The 26,635-nt window shown below is 41.5% G+C and carries 27 protein-coding genes; 4 read left to right on the top strand and 23 right to left on the bottom strand.

All coding sequences use genetic code 11. From position 1 onward, the window contains the following. Position 1: 1 nt before the first annotated feature. The 5 genes from RBR61_RS06375 to pheS all read right to left on the bottom strand — a co-directional run bounded on the left by RBR61_RS06375 (position 2) and on the right by pheS (position 7,240). The gene (locus RBR61_RS06375) at positions 2–1,657 is read right to left on the bottom strand and encodes a 30S ribosomal protein S1 (protein ID WP_320342900.1); all 1,656 of its coding nucleotides are present in this window, start codon (positions 1,655–1,657) and stop codon (positions 2–4) included. 134 nt (positions 1,658–1,791) lie between these two features. Next, positions 1,792–2,634, bottom strand: coding sequence for a 4-hydroxy-3-methylbut-2-enyl diphosphate reductase (locus RBR61_RS06370; protein WP_320342898.1), 843 nt, complete (start codon positions 2,632–2,634; stop codon positions 1,792–1,794). Continuing rightward, positions 2,635–3,915: a 3-phosphoshikimate 1-carboxyvinyltransferase gene (gene aroA, locus RBR61_RS06365; protein ID WP_320342896.1), complete on the bottom strand. Its 1,281-nt coding sequence runs from the start codon at positions 3,913–3,915 to the stop codon at positions 2,635–2,637. Next, positions 3,912–6,251 (bottom strand): phenylalanine--tRNA ligase subunit beta, encoded by a 2,340-nt coding sequence (gene pheT / locus RBR61_RS06360; protein ID WP_320342893.1) that lies wholly within the window; start codon positions 6,249–6,251, stop codon positions 3,912–3,914. The genes aroA and pheT overlap by 4 nt, the downstream gene beginning before the upstream one ends. Then, positions 6,248–7,240 (bottom strand): phenylalanine--tRNA ligase subunit alpha, encoded by a 993-nt coding sequence (gene pheS, locus RBR61_RS06355; RefSeq protein WP_320342891.1) that lies wholly within the window; start codon positions 7,238–7,240, stop codon positions 6,248–6,250. The genes pheT and pheS overlap by 4 nt, the downstream gene beginning before the upstream one ends. Positions 7,241–7,365: 125 nt before the next feature. Here pheS and RBR61_RS06350 point away from each other — a divergent pair, with 125 nt between their 5' ends. Both RBR61_RS06350 and RBR61_RS06345 read left to right on the top strand, forming a co-directional pair. Beyond that, positions 7,366–7,722 (top strand): histidine triad nucleotide-binding protein, encoded by a 357-nt coding sequence (locus RBR61_RS06350; protein ID WP_320342889.1) that lies wholly within the window; start codon positions 7,366–7,368, stop codon positions 7,720–7,722. 6 nt (positions 7,723–7,728) lie between these two features. Next, the gene (locus RBR61_RS06345; RefSeq protein WP_320342887.1) at positions 7,729–8,913 is read left to right on the top strand and encodes a murein transglycosylase domain-containing protein; all 1,185 of its coding nucleotides are present in this window, start codon (positions 7,729–7,731) and stop codon (positions 8,911–8,913) included. Here RBR61_RS06345 and RBR61_RS06340 read toward each other — a convergent pair whose 3' ends face one another. From RBR61_RS06340 to RBR61_RS06285, 12 genes are all read right to left on the bottom strand, one after another. Further along, positions 8,914–9,378 carry an OsmC family protein gene (locus RBR61_RS06340; RefSeq protein ID WP_320342885.1) on the bottom strand — a complete coding sequence of 155 codons (465 nt, stop codon included), beginning with the start codon at positions 9,376–9,378 and terminating at the stop codon, positions 8,914–8,916. After that, positions 9,378–10,760, bottom strand: a complete 1,383-nt coding sequence (gene argH, locus RBR61_RS06335; RefSeq protein WP_320342883.1) for an argininosuccinate lyase — start codon at positions 10,758–10,760, stop codon at positions 9,378–9,380. Before argH ends, RBR61_RS06340 begins: the two co-directional genes overlap by 1 nt. Positions 10,761–10,916: 156 nt before the next feature. Beyond that, positions 10,917–11,252, bottom strand: coding sequence for a cytochrome C (locus tag RBR61_RS06330; RefSeq protein ID WP_320342881.1), 336 nt, complete (start codon positions 11,250–11,252; stop codon positions 10,917–10,919). An 84-nt stretch (positions 11,253–11,336) separates the two neighbouring features. Then, on the bottom strand, positions 11,337–13,151 hold the full coding sequence (locus tag RBR61_RS06325; protein ID WP_320342880.1) for a menaquinone biosynthesis decarboxylase: 1,815 nt from the start codon (positions 13,149–13,151) through the stop codon (positions 11,337–11,339). 1 nt (position 13,152) lies between these two features. Then, positions 13,153–14,094 (bottom strand): hydroxymethylbilane synthase, encoded by a 942-nt coding sequence (gene hemC, locus RBR61_RS06320; RefSeq protein ID WP_320342879.1) that lies wholly within the window; start codon positions 14,092–14,094, stop codon positions 13,153–13,155. After that, complete coding sequence (locus RBR61_RS06315; RefSeq protein ID WP_320342878.1) at positions 14,094–14,915, bottom strand: thioredoxin domain-containing protein; 822 nt, start codon at positions 14,913–14,915, stop codon at positions 14,094–14,096. Before RBR61_RS06315 ends, hemC begins: the two co-directional genes overlap by 1 nt. Continuing rightward, positions 14,878–15,306: an FxsA family protein gene (locus RBR61_RS06310; RefSeq protein ID WP_320342877.1), complete on the bottom strand. Its 429-nt coding sequence runs from the start codon at positions 15,304–15,306 to the stop codon at positions 14,878–14,880. The genes RBR61_RS06315 and RBR61_RS06310 overlap by 38 nt, the downstream gene beginning before the upstream one ends. Then, positions 15,306–16,613 (bottom strand): proline--tRNA ligase, encoded by a 1,308-nt coding sequence (gene proS / locus RBR61_RS06305; RefSeq protein WP_320342875.1) that lies wholly within the window; start codon positions 16,611–16,613, stop codon positions 15,306–15,308. Before proS ends, RBR61_RS06310 begins: the two co-directional genes overlap by 1 nt. Beyond that, on the bottom strand, positions 16,614–17,912 hold the full coding sequence (hemA, locus tag RBR61_RS06300; protein ID WP_320342874.1) for a glutamyl-tRNA reductase: 1,299 nt from the start codon (positions 17,910–17,912) through the stop codon (positions 16,614–16,616). It lies immediately after the preceding gene. After that, the gene (locus tag RBR61_RS06295) at positions 17,912–18,799 is read right to left on the bottom strand and encodes a polyprenyl synthetase family protein (RefSeq protein WP_320342925.1); all 888 of its coding nucleotides are present in this window, start codon (positions 18,797–18,799) and stop codon (positions 17,912–17,914) included. The genes hemA and RBR61_RS06295 overlap by 1 nt, the downstream gene beginning before the upstream one ends. Further along, a complete protein-coding gene (locus tag RBR61_RS06290) occupies positions 18,799–19,140 on the bottom strand; it encodes a hypothetical protein (protein ID WP_320342873.1) in 342 nt (113 codons plus the stop codon). The genes RBR61_RS06295 and RBR61_RS06290 overlap by 1 nt, the downstream gene beginning before the upstream one ends. A gap of 84 nt (positions 19,141–19,224) precedes the next feature. Then, positions 19,225–19,527 carry a DUF2018 family protein gene (locus RBR61_RS06285; RefSeq protein ID WP_320342872.1) on the bottom strand — a complete coding sequence of 101 codons (303 nt, stop codon included), beginning with the start codon at positions 19,525–19,527 and terminating at the stop codon, positions 19,225–19,227. A gap of 80 nt (positions 19,528–19,607) precedes the next feature. Here RBR61_RS06285 and RBR61_RS06280 point away from each other — a divergent pair, with 80 nt between their 5' ends. Further along, entirely contained in the window at positions 19,608–20,750 is a 1,143-nt protein-coding gene (locus RBR61_RS06280; RefSeq protein ID WP_320342871.1) for an FAD-dependent oxidoreductase, read from the top strand. Here RBR61_RS06280 and argB read toward each other — a convergent pair. From argB to RBR61_RS06260, 4 genes are read right to left on the bottom strand one after another with little or no spacing between them, the layout of a single operon-like run. Then, positions 20,747–21,598: an acetylglutamate kinase gene (gene argB, locus RBR61_RS06275; protein WP_320342870.1), complete on the bottom strand. Its 852-nt coding sequence runs from the start codon at positions 21,596–21,598 to the stop codon at positions 20,747–20,749. The genes RBR61_RS06280 and argB overlap by 4 nt on opposite strands. Next, on the bottom strand, positions 21,582–22,505 hold the full coding sequence (locus RBR61_RS06270) for a tetraacyldisaccharide 4'-kinase (protein ID WP_320342868.1): 924 nt from the start codon (positions 22,503–22,505) through the stop codon (positions 21,582–21,584). Before RBR61_RS06270 ends, argB begins: the two co-directional genes overlap by 17 nt. A 9-nt stretch (positions 22,506–22,514) precedes the next feature. Beyond that, positions 22,515–23,636: a DegT/DnrJ/EryC1/StrS family aminotransferase gene (locus RBR61_RS06265; protein WP_320342866.1), complete on the bottom strand. Its 1,122-nt coding sequence runs from the start codon at positions 23,634–23,636 to the stop codon at positions 22,515–22,517. An 11-nt stretch (positions 23,637–23,647) separates the two neighbouring features. Further along, positions 23,648–24,454, bottom strand: coding sequence for an NAD+ synthase (locus tag RBR61_RS06260; RefSeq protein ID WP_320342865.1), 807 nt, complete (start codon positions 24,452–24,454; stop codon positions 23,648–23,650). A gap of 111 nt (positions 24,455–24,565) precedes the next feature. Here RBR61_RS06260 and RBR61_RS06255 point away from each other — a divergent pair, with 111 nt between their 5' ends. Continuing rightward, complete coding sequence (locus RBR61_RS06255; RefSeq protein WP_320342863.1) at positions 24,566–25,159, top strand: MBL fold metallo-hydrolase; 594 nt, start codon at positions 24,566–24,568, stop codon at positions 25,157–25,159. Positions 25,160–25,165: 6 nt separating this feature from the next. On the opposite strand, the gene RBR61_RS06250 is transcribed toward RBR61_RS06255, so the two are convergent. Beyond that, on the bottom strand, positions 25,166–25,681 hold the full coding sequence (locus RBR61_RS06250) for a PaaI family thioesterase (RefSeq protein ID WP_320342862.1): 516 nt from the start codon (positions 25,679–25,681) through the stop codon (positions 25,166–25,168). After that, complete coding sequence (gene cmoB / locus RBR61_RS06245) at positions 25,678–26,574, bottom strand: tRNA 5-methoxyuridine(34)/uridine 5-oxyacetic acid(34) synthase CmoB (protein ID WP_320342861.1); 897 nt, start codon at positions 26,572–26,574, stop codon at positions 25,678–25,680. The genes RBR61_RS06250 and cmoB overlap by 4 nt, the downstream gene beginning before the upstream one ends. Positions 26,575–26,635: the final 61 nt, after the last annotated feature.

The raw sequence follows: 26,635 nt of genomic DNA, 5'->3' as shown, positions 1-26,635 counted from the left end.
CTTACTTAAATTTATCTTTTATCAAATCACCCAGCGAGTGTGATTCGTCATCGTTGATCTCATCAAGCATCGCTTGGTTTTTTATGTAATCAAGTTTTTTTACAGAGAGACGGATACGGTCACGGCGAGTATCGATAACTGCTATTGCAGCCTCTATCTTCTGCCCTACTTCAAGCTCGCTTTTTTCCAACGGAGCAAGGTCCTCATCGCGGATAAGAGCGTCAACACCGTCATCTAAAGATACGAAAACTCCGAAATCTTTAATATCGCGAACAGTTCCTGTCACAACGCTGTTAAGCTTATGGCTTTTAGCAAATGTATCAATAGGGCTCTCTAAAAGCGCCTTTCTGTTAAGTGATATTTTCTGATCTTCAGGGCTTATCTTAGCGATCTTTACTTCAACTTCGTCACCGGCTTTTAAGAGATCTTTACACTTTACGTTCTTGTCCCATGAGACATCCTGGTTATGAAGAAGACCTTCAACACCGTCAATGCGTACAAATGCTCCGAAGTCGGTCAATGAAGTCACAACTCCCTTTATAACATCTCCCTCTGCATGTTTTTTCACAAATTCATCAAACGGTTTTGGAAGAAGTTTTTTGAGCGATACGCGAAGCTTGTGAGTTTTAGGATTTATCTCGATAACTTCAACATCTATCTCTTGTCCCACTTTTAGGTAGTCGTTCGGATTTTTAACGTTTTTGTCCCATGATATCTCAGAGATATGCAAGAAACCTTCAATGTCATTTCCAAGGTCAACAAAAACACCATACGCTTCAATGTTTGAAACGGTCACGGTAATTGTATCGCCTTCGTCTAATTCGCTCTCAACTTCTTCCCATGGATCAGGATGAACCGCTTTGATAGATAAAGAAAGGTGTCTCTTGTCTTTGTCATATGAGATCGCTTTTACTGCTACCTTGTCACCCTCTTTGTAAAGCTTTGACGGGTTAACAGGACCTTTGTAGCTGATCTCGTTGTAGTGAACTAAACCATCTACGCCGCCAACATCTACGAACATGCCATAGCTTGTTATCTTCTTGATAGTTCCCTCTACAACTGAGTCATCTTCCATCAGCTTGTCTATTATCTCTTTTTTCTTTTTGCGCTCATCGTTGAAAAGTTTGCGGCGAGATACGACTATAGAGTTTTGCTCCTCATCGATTTTTACGACCTGAGCTTTTATCTTGCGGCCTACAACTTCGTCACTCTCTTTAAAAGCTGCCAATGAACGAGGCATAAAGAAAGATACGCCGTCAGCTTCTACAACGTAACCTCCGCGGTTCTTCTTGGTGATAACACCGTCAATAACTAAATCTTCAAAGTTCTCTTTGTATTTATCAATAAAGTCTATAGTTTTTTGCTGCTCAAGCACTTTTTTGTAAGATATTTTAGGACGCTCGTTATAGTATCCCGTTACCATTACTTTGATCTTGTCGCCAACATTAAACTTAAGTTCACCGTTTTCGCTGATCTCGTCTAAACTGAGGATACCCTCCAGTTTATCGCCAACACCTACTAGTGCTCTATTTTCATCCGCTTGGATCTCTACAATTTCACCCTCTACAATGCGACTTGTCTCTTGCTGCTTCTCGCTAGCAGCAAACATCTCCGCAAAATTCTCTTCTTCTTCAAATGATTCGTTATCGAACGCCATTACCTATCCTCTGTTACATAAAAATTTCGCAATTATACCCAATTATTGATAATTTTAGCATTAATCGGATATAAATTAAGAGGATTAAAGAGTGTTTTGAGGGTTAAAAATATATAAAATATGAACGCTATATTCTAGCTGTTTTTTGTCTGCTGGTTCTTCTCTATTGCATTTACGACATTTTGTATGATCCAGTCAGGCGTGGATGCTCCCGCACTTATTCCGCAGAACTCTTTACCGTCAAACCAAGAAAAATCCAGATCGTTCTCATCCTCGATGTGGTAGCTGTCTTTGCAGTTGTCATGGGAGATGCTAAAGAGCTGTTTTGTGTTTGATGAATTTTTCCCGCCTATGATTATCATAACGTCGGCTTTTTTTGATATCTTTCTAACCGCCTCTTGGTTCTCGAACGTCGCATTGCAGATAGTGTTAAATACCCTCACCTCTTTATGACGCGGTATAAGATAGTTTGCCACCTCCATATAATCTTCGACTTTTCTGGTTGTCTGAGCAACGAGGGCTATCTTGTCTTTTAGCTTTAGATCCTCAAGCTCTTTTGGAGAGGTGACCACGGTCGCACCGTATGTTGCATAGCTCTTTACACCCTTAATCTCGGGATGCGCCTCATCTCCAAAGATGATAATATCATAACCCTGCTCGCTCATCTCTTGGCAGATCTGCTGCGGCTTTGTAACATAGGGACATGTCGCATCCACGACATTTACGTTATTTGCTTTTAGTTCGGCAAGTTCATTTTTAGGTATACCGTGCGTGCGGATGACAGCTTTGTCGCCTGAAGAGAAACTTCTGTGGTTGTCCGTAAGTCCTACTTTGAAATCTTTTTCAAGCCTCTCTATCTCTTTTGAGTTATGAATAAGAGGTCCGTAAGTAGATGAGTTCTTATTCTCTTCTGCAATTTTAATTGCACGCTTTACGCCAAAACAAAAACCGTAACTCTCAGCCAGCTCTATCTTCATCTACAAAAACTCTACTTTCGTTATTTTTTGAAATATCTCGAAAAAATTCGGAAAAGAGGTGTTAATACACTCTATATCCGTCACCTGCATTGAGCATTTTGCCCCTGCGATAATAAAGCTCATGGCAATTCTATGGTCTCCGTGGCTGTCTATCGTAGCGGCTTTTAGCTCTCCGCCCTTTACGCTGTAACCGTCATGAACCTCTTCAACCTCTATGCCGCAAGCCCTAAGACCGTTTACTACGGTTGATATCCTGTCACTCTCTTTTACGCGAAGCTCCTCCGCATTTTTAACAACACTCACACCTTCTGCGCATGCAAAAGCAATTGAGAGGGCAGGAAGCTCATCAATAAGCCAAGATATATTATCTTCTACAACAATAGCTTTAAGAGGAGAGTGCTTTACGCGTATATTTCCGATAGGCTCATACTTGTTCTCAGTCGTCTCATAGCTGATATCAGCCCCCATTCTCTCTAACGCCTTAAACGCCTCTATGCGCGTAGGATTTAGCGTAACACCCTCTAACACAACGTCTGAATCAGGCGTGATCGCTGCCACAACCGCAAAGAAAAATGCGCTTGAGGGATCTGATGGCACTCTTATCTTTAGTGGAGATAGGAGCTTTTTCATAGGTTTTATCCTAGTTGTCAAGCCGTCTGTCTTGATCTCGGCACCCATCCCTTTTAACATTCTCTCCGTATGGTCTCGGCTCAGTTCTGGCTCGCTGTAGCTACACTCGCCGTCTGCTCTGAGAGCCGCCAATATCATCGCGCTCTTAACCTGTGCGGAAGCTATTTTGCTCTCATAATCAAATGCTCTAAGAGATGCACCTCTAATGCTAAGCGGTGCCAGATCGCCGTTGTTTCTTCCGTCGAGTTTTGCACCGATGTCACGCAGCGGCGCGGTCACTCTCTTCATCGGACGGCGTCTTAGATACTCATCGCCTGTTAGGACAAAATGCCCCTCTGCAGAGCTTAAAAGTCCGCAAAAGAGCCTCATTCCCGTTCCGGAATTTCCGCAGTCAAGTATCTCGCTGCTCTCTTTTATCCCCTCAGAACTTATCTTGATGGTATCTCCGTCATCAACCACCCTCGCACCTAGATTTTTTACTATGTTTAAAGAGTTGAGCGTATCTTCGGCTCTTAAAAAATTGGTGATCTCGCTTGTTCCCTCTGCAAGCATCGCAAACATTGCACAGCGGTGAGATATTGATTTATCCGGCGCTATCTCTGATATTGCGAGCGAAAATGGAGACGCTTTTGTAACTTTTACGCTTCTCATCTAATGCCGATTCCCAGATTCTCTTTTAACGCATCCAAAATAGTCTGCATAGATTTGGTAATATCTTCCTCTTCAAGCGTTTTATCAATAGACTGCAGAACAAATCTTATCGTGAAGCTCATATTTTGACCCAGAGATTCATCGCTGTATTTGTCAACAGGATAGAAGCGGATCAGATGTTCAACAGATGACTCCTCTATAACACCCTTGACCTTGTCGTAGCCCATATCTTTTGGCATAACAAGACTCAGGTCTCTGTATGATGCCTGATATCTTGAGCTGTTTTTAGCAGTTTTTAGTCCGCTTGGCAGTTTAGAGAAATCAAGCTCACACATGTAGGTCACGTCAAGATCGTAACTCTCCTCTACATCCGGATGAAGACGGAACAACTCTCCTACACTCTCACCCCCGATAATGATCTTAGCAGACTGGAACGGATGAGATAGAGAGTGCGCTGTTTTAAACTCTCTTAGCTCAAACTCGCCTATTATGTTTGATATCTTTTGGGTAAAAAATCCAAAATCCACCTTAGAGGGTTTACCTGCGTTTGAGAGGCTCTCAAGCTCTCTGTCACCGGAGAAGAGAACCGCCATTCTCATCGACTCCTCTCTTTGAGGGTTGAAAACCGAACCTATCTCAAAGAGTTTTACGGATGAATAACCGTTTTTAGAGTTGTTTGACGCCGCTTTTAAAAGACCTGTCAAAAGTGTTGACCTTAGTGTATCAAGAGTATTGACGATAGGGTTTAGAAGCTCTTTGCTCTCATCTACGGTCTCAAAACCGTACTGCTCTAAAACCCTCTTCTCGTCAAATACAAAGTGAACCGACTCAAAAAAGCCGCTAAATGCAGCTTTATGTCTATAATCACGCTTCTTTTTATAGGTAAAATAGTCATCTTTGAGCCTATTCTCCTCAGTAAAACTAAAAGGTTTTGAAGGGATGTTGTCGATCCCTACAAGGCGTACGATCTCCTCAACTATATCCTGCTTATTGGATATATCGTGTCTAAATCTGGGAACACTTACTACAAAGTTGTTCGCAGAAGATTTTGTCGTGTCAAAACCGAGGTTTTTGAGTATCTTGGTAATTTTGGCCTTGTCTATATTTGCGCCTATGATCTCGTCGATCTCTTTTTTGCTTACACTGATTATCTTATCTTCATGAGAATCGCCAAGCTCAATAGTACCGCCAAATACCGATGAAGCCGAATTTGACTCCAGTATACCGACACAGTAGCACAGCCCAATGTCCAGATCCGGTTCGCTTCCTCTTGAGGTTCTGTAGTACATCGGACCTGCGATCATCTTTGACTCTTGCATCTTTTTAGAGATTATATCAGGCGGGATGTAGCTTGCCTCTATTAGGACAATGCCCTTCTCATCTTTTGCCTTTGACTCATCCTCTTGAATGATTCCGACAGTAGAGGCCTTTTTGTTCTCTTTTGTCATTATCGAAGCGTAGCCGTTTTCATCTTGAGCAAGCGATAATTTTGCAAGCATCTCATTTTTAGAGCAGAAAAAATTATGATCGTATGCTCTTAGGATTACACCGCTGCTGTGAGTCGCATAGTGCATTAGAGACTCTATATCGCTCTCTCTTGAATTCTCTATCTGTGCCAATCTCAATCTTACGATAAAAGGGAGGTTCAACTCTTTTAGATCAACAGCTTTGTAACGAAGATTTACGTTTAGGTTATTTTCGTGTGAAAGAGCCAATATCCTTCCGATCCCTACCCTTTTATCGTCGTTCTCATCTTTTTTCTCCTCTTTTAGAGACTTGTCATACGCCGCACAGAGATCTCTGGCAATACCTCTTATGCTTAGACAGTCACCGCGGTTTGCTGTCAGCTCGATCTCGATTATATCGTCGCCAAATATAGGATTCTCAGAGACCTCTTCACCAAGGGTATAGCTCCCGATACTGCCATCAAGCTCTATTATTCCGTCATAAATATCTTCAAGCCCGATCTCTTTAGCAGAACAGATCATACCCTCAGACTCTACTCCGCGAAGTTTTACCGGCTTAATCGTAAGGCCGCTTGGCATAACTGCACCGATAGTTGCCACGACAACGTCAAGCCCTGCTCTTACATTTGAAGCCCCGCAGACGATCTGACGCACGCTTGTGCCTATATCTACCTGACACACATTGAGCTTGTCGGCATCGGGATGCTTTTTGCAATCCAAGACCTTTCCAAAAAGTATCTTCTTAGGGACATTGTATGTTGAGACGCTGTCTACTTCAAGACCTATCGAGTTAAATGTTTTTACAAGTTCATCTGTGGAGATATTGTTCAGATCCACCCACTCGTTTAACCAACTTCTAGTAACTATCATTGAAACTGCTCCAACAACTTAATATCTCCTTCAAAGAGCGAACGCAGGTCACCTATGTGGTGGATAAGCATTGCAAATCTCTCCACACCGAGCCCAAAAGCGTATCCGCTTACATTTTCATATTTTACCGCTTCAAAAACATTCGGATCAACTATGCCACACCCAAGGACTTCTAGCCATCCTGTCTTGGAACATACCCTGCACCCTTTGCCCTTGCAGAACACACATGATATATCAACCTCCGCAGAAGGTTCCGTAAAAGGGAAGAAACTAGGGCGAAAGCGGACATCTACATCACCGAACATATACTTCAAGAAATCTTCTAAAATAAATTTCAGGTTTGCAAAAGATACCTTGCCCTCTTCATCCACCAAAAGCCCCTCGACCTGATGGAACATTGGAGTATGCGTGATATCATAATCTCTTCTAAAAACAGCGCCCGGCGCTATCATTCGGATAGGAGGCTTGGAGCTCATCATCGTTCTTATCTGAACAGGAGACGTGTGCGTACGAAGCAGCATCTCGTCTCTGAAATAGAATGTGTCCTGCATATCACGCGCAGGGTGATACTTTGGAAGATTGAGAGCTTCAAAATTGTTAAAATCATCTTCTACCATATTACCTGTTTTAACGGCAAAATTCATGGACGAAAAGTACTCCACTATTCTATCCATAGTCTCCATTACCGGATGCAGAGCACCTGACTCAGGTTTAGTGCCGTACATAGAAACATCAATTGCTTCAGCCTTCATATGCGCTTCTAACTCCAGCGTCTGAAGGATAGTCTTTCTCTGCTGCAGCTCGTTCATCAAAGCACTTTTATGAGTATTTAGCTCCTGTGCTATTTTTGATTTCTCTTCGTCCGGTGCGCTTTTCATTTTTGCAAATTCAGCTGCTAAAACACCCTTTTTTCCAAACACGGCTATACGGATCTCTTCAATCCGCTCAACGCTCTGTGCTTCTTTTATTGCGTCATACCACTCTTTCAATAGACTCACCCATATTTGAGGGAATTCCCCCTCTTAAATTTTGAAGTAGATTATAGTCAAATATAATTTATATATAGCTTCATTTGCGATTTTATATGTTACAATAAATAAAAAAAGGAGCACGTATGTGCATATTTTGCAAGATTGTAAACAGTGAGATTCCTTCAAATATCGTATTGGAAAATGATGAGTTTATGGCGTTTCACGATATTAATCCAAAAGCGCCTATTCATGTTCTTGCAATCCCAAAAACTCATGTGGACAGCTTTAACGAAGTAAGCCCTCAGACCATGAAAGGGATGACAAAATTTATGCAAGATGTCGCAAAAGAGATGGGCATAGACAAAAGCGGCTACAGGGTAATAACAAATGTCGGCGACAACGGCGGACAAGAGGTAAAACACCTCCACTTTCATATAGTAGGCGGCGCAAAGCTTGCATGGTCACACTTAAGCGATGCCGACCCTATGGGGAAATTTTAATAGACCATGTTTGCTAAAACCCTGCTCTTTGTATCTCTCTCTTCGCTGCTCTTGGCACAAAGCTCAAGTGATTTCAAAGATGCTCAGATGGAAGCATTTGAAGCTCAAAAAGATCAGTTTAGCTCCTACAAAAGCGATGTAGAAGATGAGTTTGACTCCTATCAGAATTTGATGCAAAAAGAGTACGACAACTATACAAAAGAGCTAAGCATCTTTTGGGAAGAGCCGCTATTGTCGAGTAAAAAAAAATGGGTGGCTTACAGTGAAGACAAAAAGACAAGAACGGACGTTGATTTTGAAAATGAGACCATAGTAGTAGAGACTATAGCAGCGTCTGAGCAGGAGGCAAAAGAGAGGCTTAAAAAAGCTCTTGCTAACGTTGTCACCGTAGATACAAAAAAAGCGCATGAGAGCGATCCTCTTGAACAGAGGCTCTCGAAGATAAAAAAACCCTCTTTTGTAGCAGATGATGAAGTGATTTCAGAACCCATTTTATCAACCGTTATATTTGACAAGGAACCATCAAAAGAGGCTCTTATATCTTATGTGGATGAAAAAGCAAAAGAAGAGAATATCAGATCAAGCAGTTCAAAAAAAGTAAAAGGCGAGAGGGTCTATACGCTTAATGTCTCAATGCCCTCGAACGCGATGCTAAAGAGATCTAAGATATACTATGAAGAGGTTAAAAGGCAGTCATTAAAACATAATATTCCCGTGCCGCTCATATTTGCCGTTATCCACTCAGAGAGCAGTTTCAACCCAAGGGCAATATCTCATATACCTGCTTACGGATTAATGCAGATAGTCCCTAAAACAGCAGGGATCGACAGTTATCTTTTTTTGTATAATGAGAAAAAACTGGTCTCCGGCACTTATCTCTACAACAGCAAGAACAACATCACCATGGGAAGTGCTTATCTGCACATTCTTTACTATAAATACCTTAGCAAAATCAAAGACCCGCAAAGCCGCCTATACTGTGCCATAGCGGCTTATAATACCGGAGCCGGAAACGTGGCAAGAACCTTTACCGGAACCAATGACACGACCAAAGCCGCGCTCGTTATAAACAGAATGTCGCCTGATGAAGTCTATGAAAAACTTATAAATGATCTGAAGTACAATGAGACCAGAGAGTACCTGAAGAAAGTCTCAAGGAGAATGCTCTCTTATCATAAAGCTTATCAATAATTATGAGGGACAGCTCTCGATCTCACCCATATCTATCTTGCTTCCGCCGCCAGAGATCATCTTCTCGTTTTTTCTGATCTTATTTCCGTTGTGAGTTATGGAGTATGAGATAACGACAGAGTCTCTGATGGTGTTTATCGTAGAGCAGTATGTCTCCAAAGATGCCATTACCCAGCGAGCCGCCATAGTGTCATCGCCGTCAGAATTAAAGCTATAATCCAGATGCAGAGTGTTGAACTTTCTTGGATGGTCATCGTTTCTTATTGCATCACCGTCTATTACAAGGTTCGTAACCGTTTTACCTTGATTTTTAGGCAGTAAAACGATATCCGTTGCGCTGCAGGTGATAATACCGGCTAAAAAATACTCTACAGGCGTTATCTGAGGGCAGTCTATTACAAAACTGCTCTTCTCGGTTTTAGCCTCAAATTTCATACCCTCTTGATGAGAAACTGTAACCTTCATTACTTCTCCTTTAAAAAATCTCTAAAATATTCCAACTGCTCTTTTGTTCTTTGCGTTGATGTTCCGCCTGCGGAGGTTCTTGCATTCATAGAGTTGTCAATTGAGAGAAACTCTAAAACATCCTCGCCGATTCTCTCATCTATCTCTTGAAGATATTTCAGCTCTATATCGCTTAGATCAATTTTCAGCTCTTCGCTTTTTGCAACGGCCTTACCCGTAATGAAGTGTGCCTCTCTAAATGGGATGTCGCACTTTTGAACCAGATAGTCCGCTAGGTCGGTAGCGCTCAAGTGCCCTATTTTACAGGCACTGTTCATATTTTTCTCTTTTACCTGCATCGTCTTGATAGCCTCTTTTAATATCTCTAATGATATTTCAGCTGTCTCAACCGCGTCAAAAACGCCCTCTTTGTCCTCTTGCGTATCTTTGTTATATGCCAGAGGAAGAGCTTTCATAACAGTCAGAAGCCCCATTAAAGAGCCGTAGACACGACCCGTCTTGCCGCGAAGAAGTTCAGGAACGTCAGGGTTTTTCTTCTGCGGCATAATTGAAGAACCGGTAGAGTACTCATCGCTGAGCTCTATAAACTTGAACTCATAGCTGGACCACATGACCAGCTCTTCGCTAAGGCGTGAGATGTGCATCATCATTGTAGATATGTTAAACAATATCTCCAGTGCAAAATCTCTGTCACTTACGGTATCAAGGCAGTTAACGCTCACACTCTCAAAGCCCAGAAGCTGAGCCGTCATATCTCTGTCTATTTTATGCGGTGTTCCTGCAAGTGCAGCACATCCAAGAGGAGAGACGTTGTTTCTTTTATGTGAGCTCTCAAATCTCTCGATATCTCTTTTAAACATTGAGAGGTACGCTCCAAGATGAAAAGCAAAATTGATGGGCTGTGCATGCTGAAGATGTGTCATCCCCGGTATAAGAGTCTCTGTGTGCTTGGATGCAACGACCAATATCTCCTGCATTAACAGCTTAATGGCATCCACAAGTTCCAAATTTTTACGAAGAACATAACGGCGGAAATCTACAGCGACCTGATCGTTTCTGCTTCTTGCGGTATGGAGTTTTTTTCCTGCATCACCGATGATTGCCGTTAGACGCTTCTCTATCCCCATATGAAGATCTTCATCCGATATTTTCCACTCAAATGAGCCGGACTCTATCTCATCTTTGACCTGAGATAGTCCCTGTGTGATCTGCAAGAGTTCATCGGCAGTTAAAATGCCCTGCTTTGCAAGCATCTGGGCATGTGCCAAAGAACCTTCTATGTCCTCACGGTATAGTTTTCTATCAAACATGATGGATGCGTTAAACTGATCTAAAAGATTTGATGTGCCCGTAGAGAAACGACCTGACCACATTTTTTCCATAATTATTCCTTGATATACCAAATGTAGTTAACTATAGCTACATTTGGTATTAAATTAAAAAGTTCGGTATTTTAGCTAAATTAAGTGATTTTTACAAAGTGAAGAGACTTTGCAAAGAGGCGAAGTGGCACTCCTTCTCTCTGCTGAAGTTATATTTTAATTACAAGCCGGTACGTTGCCGCTGTCTTTTGCGTATTCGAGTAAAAAATCCTCTAAATGTCTTACATTTTTTGAAAACTTTTTGCTCTCGAAGTATTTATGAGACTTTTTGGCTTCTTCACTATTTAAGTGAATATCCTGCAGTCTCTTTCCTTTAGCCCTGGTATAGCTCTTCCACTCTATCTTTCTTTTTGTTGCAATGTAGCTTTGCCCTGCTTTGTGGCACTTGACACAATTTCTTACAAACTCTCTTTGCCCCTTGTATATTGCAGCACTCGCAGTTATTGAAGTAAAAATTGATACAGACAGGACAAACATTAAAAACTTATTCATGCGTCAAACCCCTATAATGATTGACTATGTTACATCACTATTTATTATATTAACCTTATAACAAATAAAAAAGAGATTAAATAATCACAATTGAAACTTTTCATACATTTTATCGCTCAAATCCCACACGCCTTTTTGCTTTAGAGCATCTACAACACTCTGCGTACACTCAACATCATCAGGCCACTCTCTGCTAAATCCGTCGAGAAGATTTTTGTTTGTTCCATCTATCCCGACCATCAAAGCAGATATGTAAACATCTCTCATGGCGTCCATATTGTTTGTAACTCTCCAGATGAGCATATATGGATTGAAAATATCATTTTTTGCTTCATCGACAAATACAACAATTCTCATGTGCATGCTCAATTCTACCAAAGCGTCAAAATAGTTTTTTGCATTTTTTGTTTTTTTAACGGAGATAACGGTTATAGGATTCTTTGTTCTTCTCATAAACTGATGAAGGTTAACAGCATCCGGAACAAGCTCTTTTACCCTTCTTAACAACTCGTCATCGCCAAGAAGCTGAGGCGCTTCAATCTTATTTGCGGATGTAGCATCGATCCCTAGTTTTCCTCCGACTAACGCTTCAGGCGAGGAGTGGTCAAGAGCGTCTAAAATACCCTCTGTTATAAAGAGAGATTTAGGCGCGAACCTATCGAGTATATATGTGGCAACTGCCTCGTAGTTCTCAAGTGTAGGAGCCTTTTCATCCAAAAATATAGCATGTTTTACAAAACTCATCTGCCCAGCGCCCCAAAAAGCGTGCATAAACTGCTTTGCGTGGCCTTTATAGAGCGGTTTCATCTTAGCTAATATAAGATTGTGAAAACCTGCGTTCTCAGGCATGTGATAATCAATAAGATCTGGAGCGGTCGTTTTTAGAAGAGGAAAAAATATTTTCCCTGTTGCCCAGCCCATATATTTATCTTCAAGCGGCGGCTTACCCACAACTGTAGCCAAAAAGACTGGCTCTTTCTTAGTGGTAATCGCGCTTACTTCCATAACTGGATACGGCTCTTTTAGCGTATAGTAACCGGTATGGTCCCCAAAAGGACCCTCAACTTTCAGATCATGAGTATCAACCCACCCCTCAATGACATAATCAACATCTTGCGGAATATATAGAGGCGTTGTAAGAGATTTCACAAGTCTTGCAGGCTCTTTTTTTATAAGTCCGTACATCAACAGCTCGTTTACGCCGTAAGGAAGCGGAGCCGTTGCGCACCAGGTATATAGCGGGTCTCCACCGATAGCAATTGAGACAGGCATCTTTTTGCCGGCTTTTTGGTATTGATCGAAGAAGTGCGAAGAGTCTTTATGTATCTGCCAGTGCATCCCGAGATGATTTTTGTCATAGACCTGAAGTCTGTACATTCCAAGATTTACCATCTCGCCGTCAAGACTCTGAGTATAGACCTGACCCATTGTTATAAAAGGACCGCCGTCTTGCTCCCATGTGGTAAGTACCGGAAGCTTGTAGAGGTCTATATTTTCATTTAAATATTTCACCTGCTGACAAGCACCGCTGCCCTTTAGCTTTTTTGGAAATATATTTTTAAGAGCGAAGAGTTCGCCCGCCATTGAGAGCTTGTTAAAAAAACCTTCGGGGGGCTTCATATGAAGTAGTTTTGTGATCTCATCCGCGACAGATTCTATTGTTCTTCCAAAGAGCAGTTCACAACGTCTGTATGAACCAAAAACGTTCATAAAAACGCTCTCTTGAAATTTTTTGCCACTTTTCTTATCGACTACGTTTGTAAAGAGAAGTGCCTTGCCGCCATCTTTTTTCTTTACCTCTGCATAAGCCAGGTGAGGTATCTCAAGATATATATCAAGCTCTTCTTCTATTACTCTTAACTCATCATTTTTTCTAAGAAGCTCGATAGTTCTCTTCATTCTATTTGTTTTCCATCATGGCTTCAGCACGTGCAAGCAGCTCTTTAGCACCTTTTGCTATAAACTCCGATGCCATCTCTCTGCCTACGCTTTGGTAATCTTTTTTAGATGTTATTTTTGAATCACTCAGCATCTCAGTTCCATCAGGAAGACCAAGAACTGCTTTAATGCTTACGTTTCCATCCTCTAAAACAGATGCATTTACACCGATAGGCACCTGACATCCGCCTTCAAGCTCATCAACAAAACTTCTCTCGATAGTAGTCTCTATTCTGCTGTACTCATCTTCAAGTCCCGCAACTATCTTTAAGACCTCTGCATCGTTTACAGCTTCAATTCCGAGTGCTCCCTGCCCCATAGACGGAACCATCTCCTCTAAAGAGATCGGGTATACATATTTTACGGCATCAAGCAAAGAGAGTCTGTTTATACCAGCAGCCGCCAGAATAATAGCGTCAAACTCCCCCTCTTTTAGCTTTCTTATTCTTGTATCTACATTGCCTCTTAGATCTTTTATGACCAGATCCGGACGAAGTTTCTCTATCTGCATACGGCGGCGGAGAGAAGATGTTCCCACTACTGCACCCTGCGGAAGAGAATCAATATTTGCATACTTTTGGGAAAGAAGTGCATCTCTGCAATCCTCTCTCTCCGTAATAGCAGCCAACAAAAGCCCGTCAGGCATAACCGTAGGAACATCCTTAAGAGAGTGAACCGCGATCTGAGCCTCGCCTCTTAACATCGCTTCCTCAAGCTCTTTTAAAAATAGTCCCTTGCCTCCTATTTTTGAAAGCGCTTTATCTTGAATCCTGTCCCCCGTAGTCACGATCACGTTAAGCTCTACCTCTAAACCGGGATTTTGCTCCTCCAATACAGCCTTTATATGGTTTGACTGCCAAAGTGCAAGCTGTGAACCCCTTGTTGCTATTACTAATTTTTTCATTATTTTGCCTCTTTATATTTCATTTTTGTTTTATCTAACTTCCCGTCAAAAAAGACCATCGGCGTACCGTTGACCATCATCTTCTCAGCTATCTCAAGATCACTCTTAAAATGAGCTGTCACCTCTTTTGAGAGTAGTTCAAACGGCTTGATGTTTGACTTCATGGTCTTGTTGAACTCAGCTAGTATCTTCTCATGAGATCTCTCTTTTGGATCTACCTTGACCTTGTAAAGGTCAAGCACTACATTTTTTCTCCCCTTGAGCTCAAGGGCTATTGCGGCTTTTACGAGCTCGACAGCGGCAGGGTGAAGCGTCTCTAGTGGAAAATGATAATAATACACTGCATATTTGTTCGGCTCTTTTTTCATATAGTTGATCGCTTCAGGAACGTAAGATTTACAAAACGGACATAGCGGGTCGGAAAATATCGCAACTCTATATTTTGCATTTGGATTCCCTGAGATCAGGTTCTCTCTTTTGTAGTACTCGTCTTTAAAAGGGATAGTGACAAAATCACCCATCTCTTTGGCACTTTCTATGTCAAAAAGCTCTTTGGTCAGAACTTTTCCATCAGAGAACCAGAGCATCTTTTGAGTCACCTGTCGCCCGTCTTTTTTTAAGATCGCATCCAGCTCGACAATATATGCACTCCAGTTTTCATGCCCTTCAACGCTGTTTTTGCCTAAAACTTTGACATTCATAGATTTTATGTTTGGATTATTATCAAAACTGTTCTCTATAAAGGTCTCTATTTTCTGTTCTAGATCTTGCGCATTTGCAAAACTACTTATTAGAACTATTGTCGCTAATAATTTCAACATCAATGACATCACTATCCTTTTTTAAACTGTTGTATTCATCTTCTTTTTTACACTTGTCTGATTTTACATTATAACGATTAACAAGCATAGTAGTAAATATGCTAAACTGCAGCAGAGCCCCTATTATGTCCGTTAAAAAGCCAGGAACTATTAAAAGTATCGCACCTATGATGGTAAAAAGATTGAGGCTTTGAAACTGCTGCAGATCGATACAGTTGTATGATACGGCCATAAAATTTTCTCTAAGGGTAGATCTGAAATTCGCAAGTATCATAAGACCGATAAATGCGCTCAGAAGTATCTCAAAAAATGTTGCCAAACCGCCGATGGCAGATGATATGTTTACCGAGATAATCACTTCTAAAAAGAGGTAGAGTATAAAATATATCATTATTTTAGAAGTTCCATGATTTTTTCATAAACAACATCAGTTTTTACGGAGATGTTCTCTTTTGTTCTTCTCTCAAATATCTGAACAAGACCGTTTTCAAGCTCTTTACCTATGACGACCGTGTACGGAAAACCTATAAGCTCCGCATCTTTCATCTTAAAGCCGAATCTCTCTTTGGAATCATCAAGCATAACATCCACATTTGATTCTTGAAGTTTTTTATAAAGCTCTTCGCCAAGGCTTACCTGAGCGCTGTCTTTAATATTTGAGATCATAATATTGACCACATATGGAGCGGTCGCTTTTGTCCAGATACATCCGCTCTCATCATGGTTCTGCTCAATAATAGCCGCCACAAGTCTGCTCACGCCTATGCCGAACGTAGCCATCTCAAAAGGTTTCGATCTGCCGTTTTCGTCGTTAAAATGCGCTTCAAGCGCTGCAGAGTATTTGGTGCCGAGCTGAAAAATATGCCCGACTTCGATCCCTTTTTTGAAATGAAGCTCAGATCCGCAAGAGCAGCGCTTCTCAATGGTTAGCTCTTGAAGCTCCTCATAAGATTTCGCTTTTAGTGCGTCGATCTCCTCTTCACTCTCATAGATGGTCTCTATATTTGCGCCGTAATCACAAGCTTCACAAACTACAAGAGTATCTTCGCCGCTGTTTGCCAAAACGTGAAACTCTTTGCTTCCCTCTCCGCCGATAGCACCGCTGTCGGCAGCAACTACTCTAAAATCAAGCCCTAGTCTGGTAAATATCTTTTTATAGGTCTCTTCCATAAGATCGAACTCTCTTACCATATCCTCTACAGAGGAGTGAAAAGAGTATCCGTCTTTCATCAAAAACTCACGACCGCGCATAAGCCCGTATCTAGGTCTTGCTTCATCGCGAAACTTCGTGTTTATCTGGTAGAGGTTAAGAGGCAGGTCTTTATAGCTGGTAATTCTGTTCTTTACGAGCTCTACCATTGCTTCCTCGTTTGTAGGACTAAGCACAAACTCGTTTTCGTGTCTGTCCTTTATGCGAAGCATCTCTTTTCCCATAGCCTCGGATCTGCCGCTTCTCTCCCACAAACCGATCGGTGTCACAAAACTAAGCTGTACCTCTTGGCACCCCGAGCGATCAAGCTCCTCTTTTACAATAGCTCTTATTTTTTCTAACACAATCTTGCCCAGAGGCATAAAGTTATAAAGACCTGCACCCTGTTGATTTATAAAACCACCTCTGATTAAAAATTTATGGCTAGGTAGTGTTGCATCGGATGGCGCCTCTTTTGTTGTCGGAACAAACGCTCTGCTTCTTCTCAATTATCTTCCTTCTATAATGTTTAAGGCATGCTCGCACTTGTATTTATCAGGCATGTCGTTTTTATCTTTTTGTATCAAAAACTGCAGAGCACTTGTCACCATATCCGCTTTTGACTCTTCTGATACGCTTCGCATTTTAGAGGTCATCTCATGAAGGAATCTCTTCATTACCTGCTCGCTCATCTTAGCGATCTGTTCTTCATACTCTTTTGGAATAAAACCTTTGTTGATGACTCTTTGTGTCTCTACTCTTGCAGCTTCAAAAGCCTTTTGATATATCTCTTTGATCATTGGCTCTATGTTTAGAGTGTTCAGCCACTCAAAGAACTCCACCGTGCTTCTTCCCACTATACCGTGAGCTTTTCTAGCACTATCTTCGCGAAGAGAGATATTTTCATCTACGATATTTTTCAGATCATCTATTACATAGAGGTTGATTCGCTCACCTTTATGGTAGTTTATATCACGCGGAAGCGCCATATCAAACCAGTATCTCTCAAAGTCGCACGGCTGTATGATCTCATCTGTTATTATAGGCTCAGAAGCCGAAGTCGCCGTAAAAAGGATCTCAAAATCATTTACCGCTTTTGGCAGTTGGCACATATCCAGAGTTTTAGCTCCGCAATCCTCTGCCAATTTTTTAGCTTTGCTTGATGTTCTGTTCATAATATATACGTCAGCCCCGCTGGAGACCAGATGTTTGGCGGTGATCTCAGACATCTCTCCGACACCTATGACCAACGCTTTTTTACCCTCGACACTATCTAGAACAGATTTTAGTTTTGCAACTGCCACGCTTGCTATGGAGACAGGTTTTGAAGAGATGTCGGTCGCATTTCTGACTTTTGCAGCACACTTAAAGGCATGGTGCATCGCACGGGCAAGTTTTTGACCGCAAAAGCCCTTGTCGTATGAGAATCTAAATGCATCTTTTAGCTGACCTGCGATCTGTGTCTCTCCTACGACCATGGAATCAAGCGAAGAGGCTACCGAAAATATATGATGAATTGCACTGCTGTCATCAAATATGCTCGCTCTTCCCTCAAGCTCATCGATCGAGATGCCCGACCTTGCCGTTAACATATCAAATATATGCTGTGTCGCTTCTGCCACGTCGCTGCAGCTGCAGAACACTTCCATGCGATTACAGGTAGAGATCAATATAGATTCGTTTATCGCAGGGCTTGAGTTTAACTTAGCCAAACATCCCATCTTGGCTTGTTCATCTTTGTAAGAGAGCTTCTCTCTTACTTCCATAGTCGAATTTTTATGTGAAAAACTTATATTTAAATAGTGCATCAGTAACTTCTTTTTATCATGGTCTGTAAAATATTTATGAGCTCTTCGTCATCTCTCATCGCATTCATCGCCTCATCCGATAATTTTTGTGCCAACTCAAAAGATCTCTCTATAGTTTTGTGCTCTTGCATCTTAGTTCTGATCCATGCGCTCTCATCTTCGCTCAAGACCTTTGCATGCAGACTCTTTAGCCTCTCTTTTTCATCACCGCTCAAGAGTTTGTAAAGATAAATATACGGCAGTGTACATTTACCTTCAACAAAATCGTTCATTGCTGGCTTTCCAAGAGTTGCCTCATCACTTGTGATGTCGAGTATATCGTCTATTATCTGAAAAGAGAGACCGAGATTTCTTCCGTAGAGGGCGTGAGAGAGAGGGTCTTTGCCTGCTAGAAGAGCGGCTGAGCGAGCTGCGGCTTCAATAAGAGTAGCAGTTTTTAGATATAGCATCTCAAGATACTTCTCTTCATCGTCGTTAAAACTCTGCGCCATTTTTACATCCATCATCTCACCCTTGCTTAGAGCGGTAACGCTTGATGATATTGTCTTGGCGATATCCCTCTCAAAAGAAACAAGTTCACTAAAAGCTTTTGAGTATAAAATATCTCCCAGCATAACGGCATTTTTGCTCCCCTCGGTAGCATTTACGGAAGCTACGCCGCGTCTTAGGGTTGCTTCGTCTATTACATCATCATGAAGCAGGCTCGCAGCGTGGATAAGTTCTACGATCGCTGCTAAAAGAGGGGCTTTCTGGCTTGATGGCGCGATCTTTAAAATCAGCTTTGCTCTAAGTCTCTTGCCACCTGATAGCGTGTTGAAAAGTTGTGTTACTTCATCATACTCTATCTCTTTAATTAATCTTGCTATTTCACTCTCAACTCTGTGCATCATCCCTCTTTAGCCGTTATTGGATCTTCAAGCACTATCTGTCCCTTATCATCCGATAAAAAGATCTCAAACAGTGCCTCTTTTGACTTTTGGTCAAACTCTTTAAATTTAACAAACATATAGGGCGTATTGTAAAAATCCGCGCCCCTCGTCTTTAGCTCAACCCTGAAACTTTGGTTTTTGTGTCTTAAATAGAGTATATTTTGAGCGACAATTCTGTCGTATTCTCTAAAAACTACCAATCCGCCGTTTTTATAGAGCGTCCATCTAAATTTAAAGATTTTCTCTTTGTTGTCATATTTTACAAGAATTTTCTTTTGCTCATCTTTTTTTAGTGACATTTCTCTGCTTTGTGCAAAATTATTTGCAAAAATGAAACTAAAACTAAAGAGCAGAAGAGCAAATAGTCGTAAAACCGTTTTCAACTATTCGCTCTTTGATAAAATTGAACCCATCATTTCGATATATAAGTTTTTTGCAAAATCATCGACTTCGTCTCTTCTTGAGAGAATGAAAGAGCGTATCTCTTTTTCTATCTCATCGCCGTCATCGCTGAATTTATCGCCGCACTTCTCTCTTATCATCATCTCCATAGCAGCTGCTCTGTCGATAAAATTCTCTAACTCGTATCTTACAACATCATTGTTCGCATTAAAAACAATATCCATCAACTTGCTCTTTGGCGAGCCTGTTAATAGATCATCTTCATCATCAAAAAGTCCATACATTATTTTACATCCTAATTTTATTTCCGCGATTATAACATCACAAAAACAATATAAACTTGAATGTTAAGTATAATACCGAAATGAAAATATATGACTTCTTAATAATCGGGGCCGGAAGTGCGGGATGCAGCATGGCTTATTTTTTACAAAAAGAGAACAAAAGCGTCGCACTCATAGACAGGGAGGGCATCGCAGGAGGAGCAAGCGGTGCTGCAGGAGCATTTTTATCACCCCTGCCCGGCAAAAAAAATCCCTACAACTCTTTGGTAAACGCGGCACTTGAGTACTCCTTGGATTTTTATGAAAAACTGCTGAGCAAAGCAGTAGATAAAAAAGGGGTTCTTAGAGTAGCGGATAGTAATTTTGATGAAAAAAAGCTCTCTCAAAACAGCATTAAACATAAGTATCTTGATTCAAAAAAACTGCACGAAATATCAAAAAATTTTATGAATATAGATGGCTTCTTCTATGAGAATGCGGCAGTCATAGACCCTCTGCAGATATGCCTAGAACTTACAAAGAAGTGTGATTTTTACAAAAGAGATGTAAAGGAGCTCTGTTTTAAGGATGGCTTCTACACCATAGATGATATAAAAGCCAGAAGCATCATCTTGGCTCAAGGAGTTGGCAGCTCTTTAGTAGAGATACCATATATGAAGATATCGCCTATTTTCGGGCTTAGAGTAGATGTAAAGACAACGACGAAAGTTCCTTTTAACATCCATAAATCCATATCCGTCTCAACTAACAAACAAGACGGCACCATATCCATCGGAGCAACACAGCAGAGGCATGACGATGAGAAGATGGAGTGTCTAACGACCTGTGACAAATGTGCTTATTATATAAACAGCGACGAAGTGCAGATAGCGACTCTTCTAAAGCAGGCGGAAGAACTTATAAAACTTGAAGACCTTGAAGTTGTAAAAACATACAAGGGAGCAAGAGCTACTATTAAAAGCTATTTCCCTGTAATCGGAAAAGTAGTTGATTATGAGAGAAGCCTTAAAAAACATCCCTCTATTAAAAACGGGACAAAGATCCCGCCCGAGATGCTGGAGTATTATCCAAATATGTACCTAATTAATGCACTTGGTTCAAGAGGATTTGTTTACGGTCCATATCTGGCAAAGATACTGACCAAGAGTATTCTGCATAACGAGACTATGCCAAAAGAGGTCTCTACCGAGAAACTCTTCTATAAAGCGGCCAGAAAAAACTAAAGAACTATCTGCGTTCCGACACCTGCGGATGTAAACAGTTCTAAGAGCAGAGAGTGCTCTATTCTTCCGTCAATTATATGTGCTTTATGAACACCGCCCTCTACTGCTTCAAGACAGGCATCTACTTTTGGTACCATGCCGCCGTGAATCGTCCCGTCAGTCTTTAGAGCCTCTACTTCATCTCTTGTAAGCGTGCTGAAGAGCTCTTTGTCATTGTTTAAAACACCTGCAGTATCTGTTAAAAATATGATCTTATTTGCGCCGATCGACTTAGCGACATAAGATGCGCAGAGATCTGCGTTGATATTAAAGCCCGGATGCCCCATCTCTCCTCCGTCGGCTATCGGAGCGATCACAGGTATGAACTTCTCGGCTATCAGATTTGAGATCACTTCAGATTTAACTTCTGTAATATTTCCCGTAAGTCCCCACTTTGCAAAATCTTTTGCCTTTGCAGTGATAAACTTCGCATCTTTTCCGCTGATACCTATAGCTTTTGCGCCGTGGGAGTTAAGAAGCGAGACTATCTCTTTGTTTATCTCTCCGCTTAGAACCATCTCAACGATGCGCATAACCTCTTTTGAAGTCACGCGCTGACCGTCTATAAACTTCGGAGCAATGCTTAGCGCATCAAGCATCTCGTTTATCTGTCTGCCGCCGCCATGAACTATAACAGGCTTGATCCCCACCAGATACATAAGCAAAATGTCCTGTGCGAACCTCTCTTTTAATTGTGGGGACTCCTGCGCCGAACCGCCGTATTTAATGACCACTATCTCTTTATTGAACTCTTTTATAAACGGCAGGGCTTCAAGAAGCGTCTGAACTGTTTCAATCTTTTTTTGCATTACCAAATCCCCTATAATCATCTATTTTTTTAAAAATATTTTCATCTACTTCCAGATGCATATCCAGCAGTGAAAGCTCTAAACCGAACTGCTCCAGTTTTACAAAATCTTTATATGTCACTAAAGCCGACTCTGCTTTGTCTCTTTGAAGAATATCAAAAACCTCACTTTTTGTAAATGAGTGATGATCTTCAAAGTAGTTTTTGCTGAGTACCTCAGGCAGATAACCATCAAGACGCTCTGGTCTTGCTATGGCAGTTATAAGCGACATTTTATCACTTTTATTTTTAAGTTCAACCACTCTTTTAAAATCTCTTCCCTCTTTTACGACAAGAACCTCTTTGTTATTCCAAAGCCTCTCTCTGAAAGGACCTGAAGGCAGGCAAGATGAGTTTTTGCTCTCTACTTCTATTACGATATCAAGCTTTTTTATCTCATGCTTTGAGTAGGCGTCATCCAAAAAGACGATTTTAGCGCCCATCTCTTTGGCTTTTAGTACCCCTTTTTTTCTCTCTTCGCTTACTATGACGATCGCCTTTGGGATCTTGTGCGCATATATCATGGCCTCATCGCCGCTCATCTCTACATCGCATAAGATATTACCGCCGCTGCTTACTACTACAAGACCGCAGCTCTTACGTCCGTATCCTCTTAAAACAACCGCCGCATCTTCGTATCTTGATGCAAGAGCAGTCACAAGCGGGGTCTTGCCGCTTCCGCCGACACTCAGGTTTCCGATCCCGATAACATCTATGCCAAGATCTTCGCTATTTTTGCTTTTAAAGCGCAAGAACATCACAAAACAGTAGACCCAACTAAGCGGAAGAAGTAAAAGAGAGAGAACTCTTTGAAAGGGGTTTGGGTTGTAGAAATACTCCTCAACCCAAAAGATTATCTTTTTTTTCAATTTTTTGCTTTAAACTCTTGTCGATGCTACCGCTTTTATCTTCTCGATCACGTACTGCACCTCTTTATCTTCCATGCTTGCATAGATAGGCAACGACATAACCTGCTGATACGTTGTAAGTGCTACCGGAAAATTATTCACTTTCAGTGAGTATTTGTTCTTATAGTATGTCAAAAAGTGAAGCGGGATATAGTGAAGTCCTACCTCAACGCCCTGCTTTTTAAGTTCAAGTGCGAATGAATCCCTATTTTTATCTACTTTGATAATATATAAAGAGTAAGGGTGGTCATCGCTTTTAGGCTTTGGTATTGTCACGTGCTCCACTCCGTCAAGAGCCTTATTGTACATCTGTGCTATGGCTTGAATCCTTTGAAGGTTCTTATCCTGCTCTTTTATCTGCGCTCTTATGTATGCCGCACTCAGCTGGCTCATAGAGTAGTCAAACCCGATGTCTACAACGTCGTAGATATACTCCAAAGAGTCTTCGTCTCTCTTCATAGCGTGTGAGCGAAGCAGTTTCGCACGCTCAATGATCTCAGAGGAGTTTGAAACAAGCATACCGCCGTTACAGATATCTCTTTTGAGATGCGAGGAGAAGTTAAAGCAGGTAATATCGGCTCCGGTTGAGCCTATTTTCTCGCCTTTGTAAGTTGCCCCTAAAGCCTCGCAGGCATCCTCGACAACCTTTACGTCAAACCTCTTTGCCATTGCGTAAAGTCTCTCCAGATCGACACACTGACCCGCAACATGCGTGACAATAACGGCTTTTAGTTTTTTTGCGCTGTTATCTTCGAGATATTTCTCCAGTTTGTCAAGATTGATATTATAGCTCTCAGAATCAATATCTATAAAGATGGGTTCGGCATCAAAATGACGTACTACTTCCGGAACGTTGGGGTGCGCATTTACAGAGCAGACTATCTTGTCGCCTCTTTTTAAATCGAGTGCCAGCATAGCCAGATGCAGGGCCGATGTGCCGTGCGATGTCGCCAGTGCATGATCGACGCCTATATATGAAGCAAACTCCGCTTCAAGCTCCTCTACCTGACTTATATCCTCTTGATCCAAAACATCACTCACGTTCGAGTGTGCTTCTCTGCTGCTCTCATATCTGCAAAATGCGACTTTCATTCTCTCATCCTTCATAGTGTAATATCTCTTGGGTAATTAAAATCATGGTTTATTGTTCTAGATGTCAACTTGGCAATAAGAGGCATTTTTCTCTTAAACTGGTTTCTAAATATCCTCTCGACGATCATATCGAACATACTCTCGTCACACCCTTTTTTGACAATCTCTTCTCTGCTTAATCTATCTTCAACGTAATATTTGAGCGCTTCATCAAGCTTAGCGTAACTGTAACCAAGATCGGCTTCATCGCTCTGCCCGTCCCACAGATCAGCTGAGGGAGCTTTTTGCATGATGCTTCTGGTTACGCCAAGATGCTCTGCAAGCTCATATATCTCGCTCTTGTATAGATCGCCTATAGGGTTTAGCGCACTGGCAAGATCTCCGTAAAGCGTTCCATATCCAAGCATAAGCTCGCTTTTATTGCTAGTTCCTAAGACCAATGCATTATGCTTTGCAGAGATATCAAAAAGAGTGCTCATTCTAAGCCTTGCGGAGAGATTTCCGCGTCTTAGATTGTCCATATCGGGATTTAACTCTTCATAAGCCTTTAACATCGGCTCAATGGAAACCGTTATGGAGTTTAGTTTAAAATCCCGACAGAGTTCATCTGCATCATCCAAAGAACTTTGTGAAGAGTAGTGAGAAGGCATCTTTACGCATAAAAGATTATCTCCGAACACTCTTTGGGCAAGTACGGCAACGACTGCTGAGTCTATACCGCCGCTAAGTCCTAAAACAACGTTTTGCATCCCCGTCTTACGAACTTCATCGTCCAAAAAATATTGCAGATACTCCGATATGAGCTCATACTTTCCCATCACCAACCTTTAAAGAAGTTTAACAAAAAATATTATATCAAACTTTAGTAACTATATGCGCAAAAATATTTATATTAGTAGGTTACAATTGTCCTAAAAAAGAGTTGTGTAATGAAGATAAAAGCAAAAGCGATGGGAGATTATCAAACTAACTGCTACATAGTTACAGTAGATGGAATGGATTTTATCATTGACCCCGGCATGGGTGCAGTAGAGTGGGTCATGCAGAATGTTACCCATCCCGTAGCAATATTAAATACTCACGGACATTTCGACCACGTCTGGAGTAATGCCGAGCTTCAAAAGAGACTGGGAGTTCCGCTATACACTCCAAAAGAGGATACAATGCTTCTTCAAGGCTCCAGCTGGAGCCCAGATCTGCCGCCTTCAAAACCTGACGTGGAGGTAGAGCCTAATCAGGAGTTTGATTTTAACGGGGTCAAAGTAAAGTTTCGTCATTTTCCTGGGCACACTCCAGGATGCTCAACAATAGAGATAGGAGATGCTATGTTTAGCGGGGACTTTATATTTGAACGTTCTATCGGGCGCACGGATTTTCCCTACTCCTCACCCCAGCAGATGAGAGAGTCTCTTGGAGAATTTAAAAAGATCCCGTATGACAAAACAATATATCCGGGGCACGGGAGCACGACCACGATAAAGCAGGAGCAGCAGTACAGCGACTACTGGATAGCCAATCTTTAAACGCTCCTAGTCGTGTTCGTGGTGCTGGTGATACTCCTCTTCGCCCTCATCCTCTGTAAGTTTTAGCTTTAACACATGCCTGTCGGTCACTACGGTCTTAAACTCACCGTCAAAAACTTTAATGTCCAAAACATTGCCCGTGACACGCACATTTCTCTTTCTGCCCTCTTTGTGACGTACCTTAGCGGTAAAATTCACTATATCGCCAAATTTAACGGGGGAGAGAAACTGGCAGTTGCTTGCCACTAAAACAACGTTTCTCTCATTGACGGCAGCCATAGCGGCATAATCAGCTGCACCGAAAATAAACCCGCCGTGTATCAGGCCCTTAGAGTCGGCGATCATGTCATGAGTAGTTACAAGCTTTAACTTTACATACCCTACATCCATCTTCTCGATCTCTCCGCATAGATCACGGTTGATCTCCTCGTGAGTTTTCAGCATCACGTCATCTTTGGCTCTGTAATCTTCTACTTCAAGCTCTTCATTATCTTCAAAATCTTTATCTTCTCTATCGCTCATTTGCTGTCCTTAGTTAATTTTACATATACTCTTGCAGGGGCCGGATAACCCTCTACGGTCTTTGTGTTGTCATCTTTATCCAAAAAATCTTCCAGCGACTGTCCCTCTATCCAAGAGGTCTTTCTCTGTTCGTCACTGTTTGTCACGGTTTTCTCCAAAACTTCAAAACCGCTAAATCCTGCTCTTATACACCAGTTTTTCAACGCTTTTACAGTAGGCACGAAATAGATATTCGGTATCTTGGAGTATGAGGACTCTGGACACAGGCACATATCATCATCCCCCTCTATATAAAAGGTGTCAAGTATCACCTCACCCTGCTTATCAAGCCCCCTGTAGAGAGACTTTAGCATAGCAACGGGATCGCTTCTGTGATAAAGAACCCCCAAACAAAAAATAGTATCAAACTTCTCTTCGTAAAACTCTAAGTGTTCTACGCCCAAAAGTTCGTAGACGATCTCGCTTTTGGCAAAGTGATTTATAAAATCGAACTGCGTCTTGTAAAGCGGTGAAGGGTCAAAACCTACAAGAGATTTCGGAGAGTCCTCCTGCATTCTAAAAAGATAATATCCATTGTTACACCCTATATCGGCAACTCTCTTATCTTTTAAATTAAAATGTTTGCGCAACAGGTTGTATTTTAGGTTGCTTCTCCACTCTGAGTCTATATATGTGTCAAAGAGTTCAAAAGGCCCCTTTCTCCAAGGCATCATCATACGCGCGACTCTCTCTATCTCTGATGGGTCCGGGTAACTGCCGCTTATTTTCACAACATCTCCGAGCTCTACGCTCCATGAGCCATCCTCTAAACCATCAAGAGCTTCACGAAGCGGAGCTATATTTTTCCAGAGCATCCACTTCTGTCGCTCTTCTCTTAATGCATCTATGTTCATCTTATACTTTATCTTAAAAAAATTTAATTATAATTGTATCAAAAGATAGCTATAAGGAATT

This window comes from Sulfurimonas sp. (genome assembly GCF_034005705.1).
Lineage (GTDB): Bacteria > Campylobacterota > Campylobacteria > Campylobacterales > Sulfurimonadaceae > Sulfurimonas.
Note: the sequence above shows the minus strand (reverse complement) of the source record. Positions and strands in the feature narration are given on the sequence as shown.